This is a genomic window from Cytobacillus sp. GQ23 (assembly GCF_059758675.1).
This window is the reverse complement of sequence record NZ_JCAXER010000023.1, coordinates 82,046-88,373: the sequence shown is the minus strand read 5'-3', so window position 1 is coordinate 88,373 and position 6,328 is coordinate 82,046. Positions and strand designations below refer to the sequence as shown.

The window sequence follows — 6,328 nt, the reverse complement described above, 5'->3', positions numbered from 1 at the left end:
CGTTTTAAAGCAACTCTTATATTATAGCAACTTCAGTTATGAAAGTCAACAGCTTTTTTGGTGCGGCCGAGAGGACTTGAACCTCCACGGGGTTGCCCCCACTAGGCCCTCAACCTAGCGCGTCTGCCATTCCGCCACGACCGCTTAATTAAGCGACAAGTAACATCATACCAAAACGTTATACTTAATTCAATGGTAATTAATGGTGCGGGTGAAGGGAGTCGAACCCCCACGCCTTGCGGCGCCAGATCCTAAGTCTGGTGCGTCTGCCAATTCCGCCACACCCGCAATATAAAATTAATAATGGTGAGCCATGAAGGACTCGAACCTTCGACCCTCTGATTAAAAGTCAGATGCTCTACCGACTGAGCTAATGGCTCATTAAAAATGGCTGGGCTAGCAGGATTCGAACCTGCGAGTGACGGAGTCAAAGTCCGGTGCCTTACCGCTTGGCTATAGCCCAATAATTAAAATGGCGATCCCGACGCGAATCGAACCCGCGATTCTCCTGCGTGACAGGCAAGCGTGTTAACGGCCGGAAATAAAAAAGTGACCCGTACGGGATTCGAACCCGTGTTACCGCCGTGAAAGGGCGGTGTCTTAACCGCTTGACCAACGGGCCGTTGTTAGAATATTCTGGCGGAGAAGGAGGGATTTGAACCCTCGCGCCGCTTACGCGACCTACACCCTTAGCAGGGGCGCCTCTTCAGCCACTTGAGTACTTCCCCAAAAATGGCTCCGCAGGCAGGATTCGAACCTGCGACCGTTCGGTTAACAGCCGAATGCTCTACCACTGAGCTACTGCGGAATAATATAAACAATAATAATCTTAATCGATAAAACAGTTAACTTCTTATCGACTCTTCATATTATAAGGACATGGGCTATAAAAGTCAAGCATATTTTTTAAGAGAATTTATTAGCCGTTTGTCCGATTTTGACCTGCGACAATTATTAAATATAATGTGTACCTATTCTAATGTCAACTCTTTTTTAAATTTTAATTTCCCTTTGCATTTTCCGCAGACATACTTTTGAGTATTAACTTTTCTTTTTCTCTGAAAGACTTGGCCGCAATCTTTGCACACATAAACAAGAACCTTAGCAGATCTGTTTGTTTTCGGACGATCAGGCAAGGCTGCACAAAATCGGGGTGCTCCAACTTTCTTCATTAACATTCTGAAGTCCTGATCACGATGTTTGTATCCTTTTCCTTCCAAGTGCAAATGATAATGACATAGCTCGTGTTTAATAATTCCTTCCAACTCTTCGAGACCAAGCTGTTCAAAATACTTTTTGTTTATTTCTACATGATGGGTATTCAGCATATATCTTCCGCCAGTGGATTTTAGGCGTGAATTAAAATATGCCCGGTGGCAAAAGGGCTTGCCAAAGCTTTCTAATGATATCTTTTCAACAAGTGTCTGAAGATCCTGGTCATTCATCGCAATGTTTTTCCTCTCTTATCGTAAACATGACAACCTATTATAGCATACATTATATATACCTTTTACAGCTCTGAATCCGCCTTTCAGCCCAGGGAGCCTTTGTCAGAATTCAATTAATGGGAGGTCATCTTATGCCTGTATGGTTTCAAAATCAAATCCAGCGTGCTTTTTATGAAAAAGACCGCTATCAGATCAAACTGCTGAATCAGTGCTGGTTTTTCTATCGAAAGAAACACTGCTCATAAAAAGCCGGAGTTCAATTCATCGAAACCCCGCGGTAATGACTATGCCAGGATGTCCTTATACAATCTAACTCATTTATTATAATCCATAAAAAGCATAAGCCAAATCACGCAATAAATAGATTTGGCTTATGGCTCGAATGAACTTTAAAGCTATTAGCTTTTATTAATTAGAATGGCCCAGCATTGTTAAAGCGACTCTTCCCTTGTGCTTGTCGACAGAGTCAACCCAGACTGTTACCACATCACCAACGGAAACGACGTCCAGCGGATGTTTGACAAATTTGCGGCTGAGCTTGGAAATATGAACAAGTCCGTCCTGTTTGACTCCAATATCGACAAAGGCCCCGAAGTCTACAACATTCCGCACTGTCCCTTGCAGTTCCATTCCTTCCTGCAGGTCTTCAAGCTTTAGAACTTCTTTTTTCAAAAGGGGCTTTGGCAGCTCATCTCGCGGATCCCTTTCCGGTCTCATTAATGCGTCTATGATATCTTTCAGTGTCAGCTCTCCAATCTCAAGCTCCCGGGCTGTCTGAGAGATATCAATTCCTTTAAGCGCTTCTCTTAGCGATGGCGATCCAAGATCATTTGATTTAAAGCCTAGAGTAGTAAGCAATTTATTTACTTCTGCATATGTTTCCGGGTGGATGCCAGTACGGTCCAGAGGTTCCTTTCCATCGATAATCCGCAGGAAGCCGATTGCCTGTTCATATGTTTTGGCACCAAGCCGCGGAATTTTCTTCAATTGCTTGCGGTCCGTAAACTTTCCTTCCTCATCCCGTTTTTTAATAATATTTAAGGCAACCGTTTTTGACAAACCGGCTACATGCTGCAGTAATGAAGATGAAGCTGTATTTACATTGACGCCCACCTGGTTTACCGCAGTTTCTACTACAAAAGCCAGGGATTCTGACAGCTTTTTCTGGGATACGTCATGCTGATATTGACCAACCCCGACTGATTTCGGATCTATTTTAACCAACTCTGCAAGAGGATCCTGGAGGCGCCGGGCGATTGAAACAGCACTTCTTTCTTCCACCTGTAAGTCAGGAAATTCTTCTCTGGCAAGGTCTGAGGCAGAATATACGCTCGCCCCTGCTTCATTGACAATCAGATAGAATATTTCCTCATCCATGTCCTTTAATATATCTGCGATGAACTGTTCAGTTTCCCTTGAAGCGGTCCCATTGCCAATGGCAACCATTTTTACTTTATAGGATTTTAGAATTTGAATTACTTTCTCCCGCGCCTGATTCGTTTTGGAAACCGGCGGATGCGGATAAATGACTCCGATATCAAGTACTTTCCCTGTTTCATCCACAACAGCCAGCTTGCAGCCTGTTCTGTAGGCAGGGTCCACCCCAAGTACAACCTTTCCTTTTAACGGGGGCTGAAGAAGCAGTTTTCTGAGATTTTCGGAAAAGATCATAATTGCCTGTTCTTCTGCTTTTTCAGTCAGCTCATTCCGTATTTCACGTTCAATCGATGGCATGATCAGGCGCTTATAGCCGTCATCTATGGCTTCCTTTACAACAGGGCCGGCAGGAGAACCCTCATCCTTTACCCACTTTTTATATAAGTACTTTAAAATAAATTCGGTATTAGGCTTAATGTTAATCTTTAAGACTTCCTCTTTTTCACCGCGGTTTAAAGCAAGTGTACGGTGTGGAACTATCTTGCTCACCGGTTCCTCATACTCATAGTACATTTCATAAACGCCTTTTTCATCATTCTCTTTATTCTTCACAGAGGACTCAATGGTACCCTTTTTAGCGGTTTCCATACGGATCCATTTCCTGCTCTCCGCTTCATCTGATACCCATTCTGCGATAATATCCTTTGCTCCAGAGATCGCTTCTTCCGGTGTGGTTACTCCCTTTTCTTCTGATAGGAATTCTTTGGCTTTTGCAGCAGGGGGTTCATTTAGCGAAAAGGTAAGAAGCCATTCAGCAAAGGGTTCAAGTCCTTTTTCTTTTGCGGAAGTCGCTTTCGTGCGGCGCTTTTGCTTATATGGGCGGTATAAGTCTTCTACTTCCTGAAGCTTGACTGCTTTTTCAATTTGGGCTTTTAGCTCTCCTGTCAATTTGCCTTGTTCTTCAATTAAGCGGATGACCTCTTCCTTACGCTGATTAAGGTTTTGTATGTATTGCCAGCGCTCCATGATATCGCGGATTTGAACTTCATCCAGCGCGCCTGTCTGTTCTTTTCTGTACCGCGCGATAAATGGGACTGTGTTTCCTTCTTCCAGTAAACTGATTGTGTTTTTTACTTGTCTAATGGCTATTGATAATTCTCCAGCGATTAGGTTTAGTATTTGGTCTTGTTTATCCAATGTTTTTTCCAAGTTCATTCCTCCATCATAGAGTCTCAATATTTATTTTATCAAAAGAATAAACAAAAAGCTTACCCTGTCTAGAGTAAGCTTCCAAGTATGAAAGTAGCATCATCTGATGTAGATGGATACTGCTTCTTTATATCTTCCGAGATAAGATCAATAGGGAGAAATGCTTTCAGCAAAGATTTAACCCCATGGATATTAAATCCATCTGAGTATATCAAAAATTTAGATTCCGCTTCATACGTAAACCGCTGGGTATGAAACACCTGCGGCCTGCCTGACAGATAACCTGTTACTGGCAGGGGGTAAGTGAGTTTCCCCGTAGAGGAATAAAGGAAAAATCGTATATTCCCTACACAGCTGTAAACAAATTCCCTCGAAGCAAAATGCACTTTAAACAGCGCGACTGCTGCTCCTCTTTTTTGCACAAGAATTTCGTTGCAGAGCTTCATCAGGGTATCTACATCTTTCTCATGATGCTGCTCTACAACGGAAACAACAGCAGAAGAGGCCTCATACGCATATTCCCCGCTTCCAAGGCCATCCGCCAGCACACATACAAAGTATTCATCTGTTGCGGTAAAATAATATCCATCACCACAGAATGACTTACCTTCTTTAGCTGTCTGGTGAGCAATCACTTCGATGTTATCTCTAACCAATTTGGTCATGAAAGGCACTCCGAGTTATTTGTTTCAGAGTGGATCGCTTCCTGAAGCTTTTTAATTGCACGGCGCTGAAGTCGCGAGACATGCATCTGGGAAATCCCCAGTTTATCTCCAGCTTCCTTTTGGCTCATATTCTCAAGATATGTGTATTGTATAATTAATTTCTCTCTCTCAGACAGAACATGCAGGACTTTTTCAAGCACCAGCATTTGATTTACTTTTTCAAAGCCCTCGTCCACATTTCCGACGATATCCAAAAGGGTGACTGTTCCGCCATCAGAATCAGCTTCGATTGAATGGTCAACAGAAAGAGCCTGATAGCTTTTTCCCATTTCCATCGCTTCGAGCACTTCTTCTTCTGATACTCCAAGCACATCGGCAATTTCGTCTACTCTTGGCGACCTATGAAGCTCTGTTGTAAGCTCTTCAACGGTGGCTTTAATTTTCGGACCCAATTCCTTTATACGGCGCGGAACATGAACACTCCAGGTTTTATCCCTTAAGAAGCGTTTAATCTCCCCGATAATGGTAGGAACAGCAAAGGCCTCAAAGGTTTTGCCGAAAGACTCATCATAGCGGCGGATTGCACCCAATAAGCCTATAATGCCTACCTGGACAATATCCTCATGATAAGATCTCCCCTTTGAGTACTTGCGGGCAATGGCTTCAACTAAATTCTGATATTGTAGAACCAGTGTATTTTGAGCATCTTCATCCTGATGAAGCTGGTAGGCTTTGATTAAAGCATTTGTTTCTTCTTTGGATTTTTGGTTAGGTTGAGATTGTTTTTGCATCCCTCTCCACCTGCTCTCCTTCTAGGTATTTGGTCATAAAGACCGTAACACCCTCTTTGTGATGAATTCTAACTTCATCCATCAATGTCTCAATCAGGTATAGACCCAAGCCTCCTTCACGCAAAAATTCCACAGAATCGGTCTGGTCATATGGCCCAATGCCTTGTCTGGCAGATTGGAAATCAAAACTTTTTCCGCTGTCCGCGACCATTACCTCAAGACGGTCAGGATATAAACCGAACCCGATGACTACTTCCCCTTGCTCATTCTGTTTGTATGCGTGTTGAACTGCATTAGTGCAGGCTTCACTTGTCGCGATTTTAAGATCTTCAATTTCTTCATAGGCAAAACCCATTCTGCTGGCAATCCCTGATAATGTCAGGCGGATTACCCCAACAAATTCCGGCTTGGCCGGAATTTTCACCTCTATATAATCAAATGGCTCGTTCATTGTACTCCACCTTCAATCCCGCTGTTAATATCGATAATATCTGCTAGGCCTGTAATTTCGAAAAGTCTCTTTAAACGGTCCGATAATCCAACAATCTGGAATTTGCCGTTATTGGCACGGACATTTTTAAATACACCAACAAATACACCTAAGCCGGTACTATCCATATAAGAGACCTCAGATAGATTGACCACCATTTCTACGCCTTCCTTTTCTGTTAAAGGAAAAAGCTCTTCACGGAGTTTAGGTGCTGTATACGCATCAATTTCTCCGCTTATCATTGCTTCAATCAGCATATCATTTTCTTTTACATCTATAGTAATATTCATAATAGACCCACCTCTTTACATGTCAACTGCTTTTTACTAATTACCCGCTTTTGAAACC

General features: G+C 42.8%; 7 protein-coding genes and 7 tRNA genes. 1 reads left to right on the top strand and 13 read right to left on the bottom strand.

What is annotated here, in order from left to right; translation table 11 throughout:
- Positions 1 to 58 precede the first annotated feature (58 nt).
- From AC6CHU_RS18860 to AC6CHU_RS18825, 8 genes are all read right to left on the bottom strand, one after another.
- A tRNA-Leu gene (locus AC6CHU_RS18860) sits at positions 59 to 144 on the bottom strand.
- Between the two features lie 59 nt (positions 145 to 203).
- A tRNA-Leu gene (locus AC6CHU_RS18855) sits at positions 204 to 288 on the bottom strand.
- A 16-nt stretch (positions 289 to 304) separates the two neighbouring features.
- Positions 305 to 380, bottom strand: a tRNA-Lys gene (locus AC6CHU_RS18850).
- Between the two features lie 8 nt (positions 381 to 388).
- A tRNA-Gln gene (locus tag AC6CHU_RS18845) sits at positions 389 to 463 on the bottom strand.
- An 87-nt stretch (positions 464 to 550) separates the two neighbouring features.
- A tRNA-Glu gene (locus AC6CHU_RS18840) sits at positions 551 to 622 on the bottom strand.
- 15 nt (positions 623 to 637) lie between these two features.
- Positions 638 to 728: transfer RNA gene (locus AC6CHU_RS18835), tRNA-Ser, on the bottom strand.
- Positions 729 to 733: 5 nt separating this feature from the next.
- A tRNA-Asn gene (locus AC6CHU_RS18830) sits at positions 734 to 808 on the bottom strand.
- A gap of 163 nt (positions 809 to 971) precedes the next feature.
- Positions 972 to 1,445, bottom strand: a complete 474-nt coding sequence (locus AC6CHU_RS18825; protein WP_159870737.1) for a SprT family protein — start codon at positions 1,443 to 1,445, stop codon at positions 972 to 974.
- Between the two features lie 134 nt (positions 1,446 to 1,579).
- Here AC6CHU_RS18825 and cmpA point away from each other — a divergent pair, with 134 nt between their 5' ends.
- A complete protein-coding gene (gene cmpA, locus AC6CHU_RS18820) occupies positions 1,580 to 1,693 on the top strand; it encodes a cortex morphogenetic protein CmpA (RefSeq protein WP_009336300.1) in 114 nt (37 codons plus the stop codon).
- Between the two features lie 163 nt (positions 1,694 to 1,856).
- On the opposite strand, the gene AC6CHU_RS18815 is transcribed toward cmpA, so the two are convergent.
- The 5 genes from AC6CHU_RS18815 to AC6CHU_RS18795 form a co-directional block, all read right to left on the bottom strand.
- Complete coding sequence (locus tag AC6CHU_RS18815) at positions 1,857 to 4,040, bottom strand: Tex family protein (protein ID WP_498122584.1); 2,184 nt, start codon at positions 4,038 to 4,040, stop codon at positions 1,857 to 1,859.
- Positions 4,041 to 4,102: 62 nt separating this feature from the next.
- Positions 4,103 to 4,699: a PP2C family serine/threonine-protein phosphatase gene (locus tag AC6CHU_RS18810; protein ID WP_159870742.1), complete on the bottom strand. Its 597-nt coding sequence runs from the start codon at positions 4,697 to 4,699 to the stop codon at positions 4,103 to 4,105.
- Positions 4,696 to 5,490: an RNA polymerase sigma factor SigB gene (gene sigB / locus AC6CHU_RS18805; RefSeq protein ID WP_159870744.1), complete on the bottom strand. Its 795-nt coding sequence runs from the start codon at positions 5,488 to 5,490 to the stop codon at positions 4,696 to 4,698. The genes AC6CHU_RS18810 and sigB overlap by 4 nt, the downstream gene beginning before the upstream one ends.
- The gene (gene rsbW / locus AC6CHU_RS18800; protein ID WP_159870746.1) at positions 5,468 to 5,941 is read right to left on the bottom strand and encodes an anti-sigma B factor RsbW; all 474 of its coding nucleotides are present in this window, start codon (positions 5,939 to 5,941) and stop codon (positions 5,468 to 5,470) included. Before rsbW ends, sigB begins: the two co-directional genes overlap by 23 nt.
- Positions 5,938 to 6,270 carry an anti-sigma factor antagonist gene (locus tag AC6CHU_RS18795; protein ID WP_035331808.1) on the bottom strand — a complete coding sequence of 111 codons (333 nt, stop codon included), beginning with the start codon at positions 6,268 to 6,270 and terminating at the stop codon, positions 5,938 to 5,940. Before AC6CHU_RS18795 ends, rsbW begins: the two co-directional genes overlap by 4 nt.
- Positions 6,271 to 6,328: the final 58 nt, after the last annotated feature.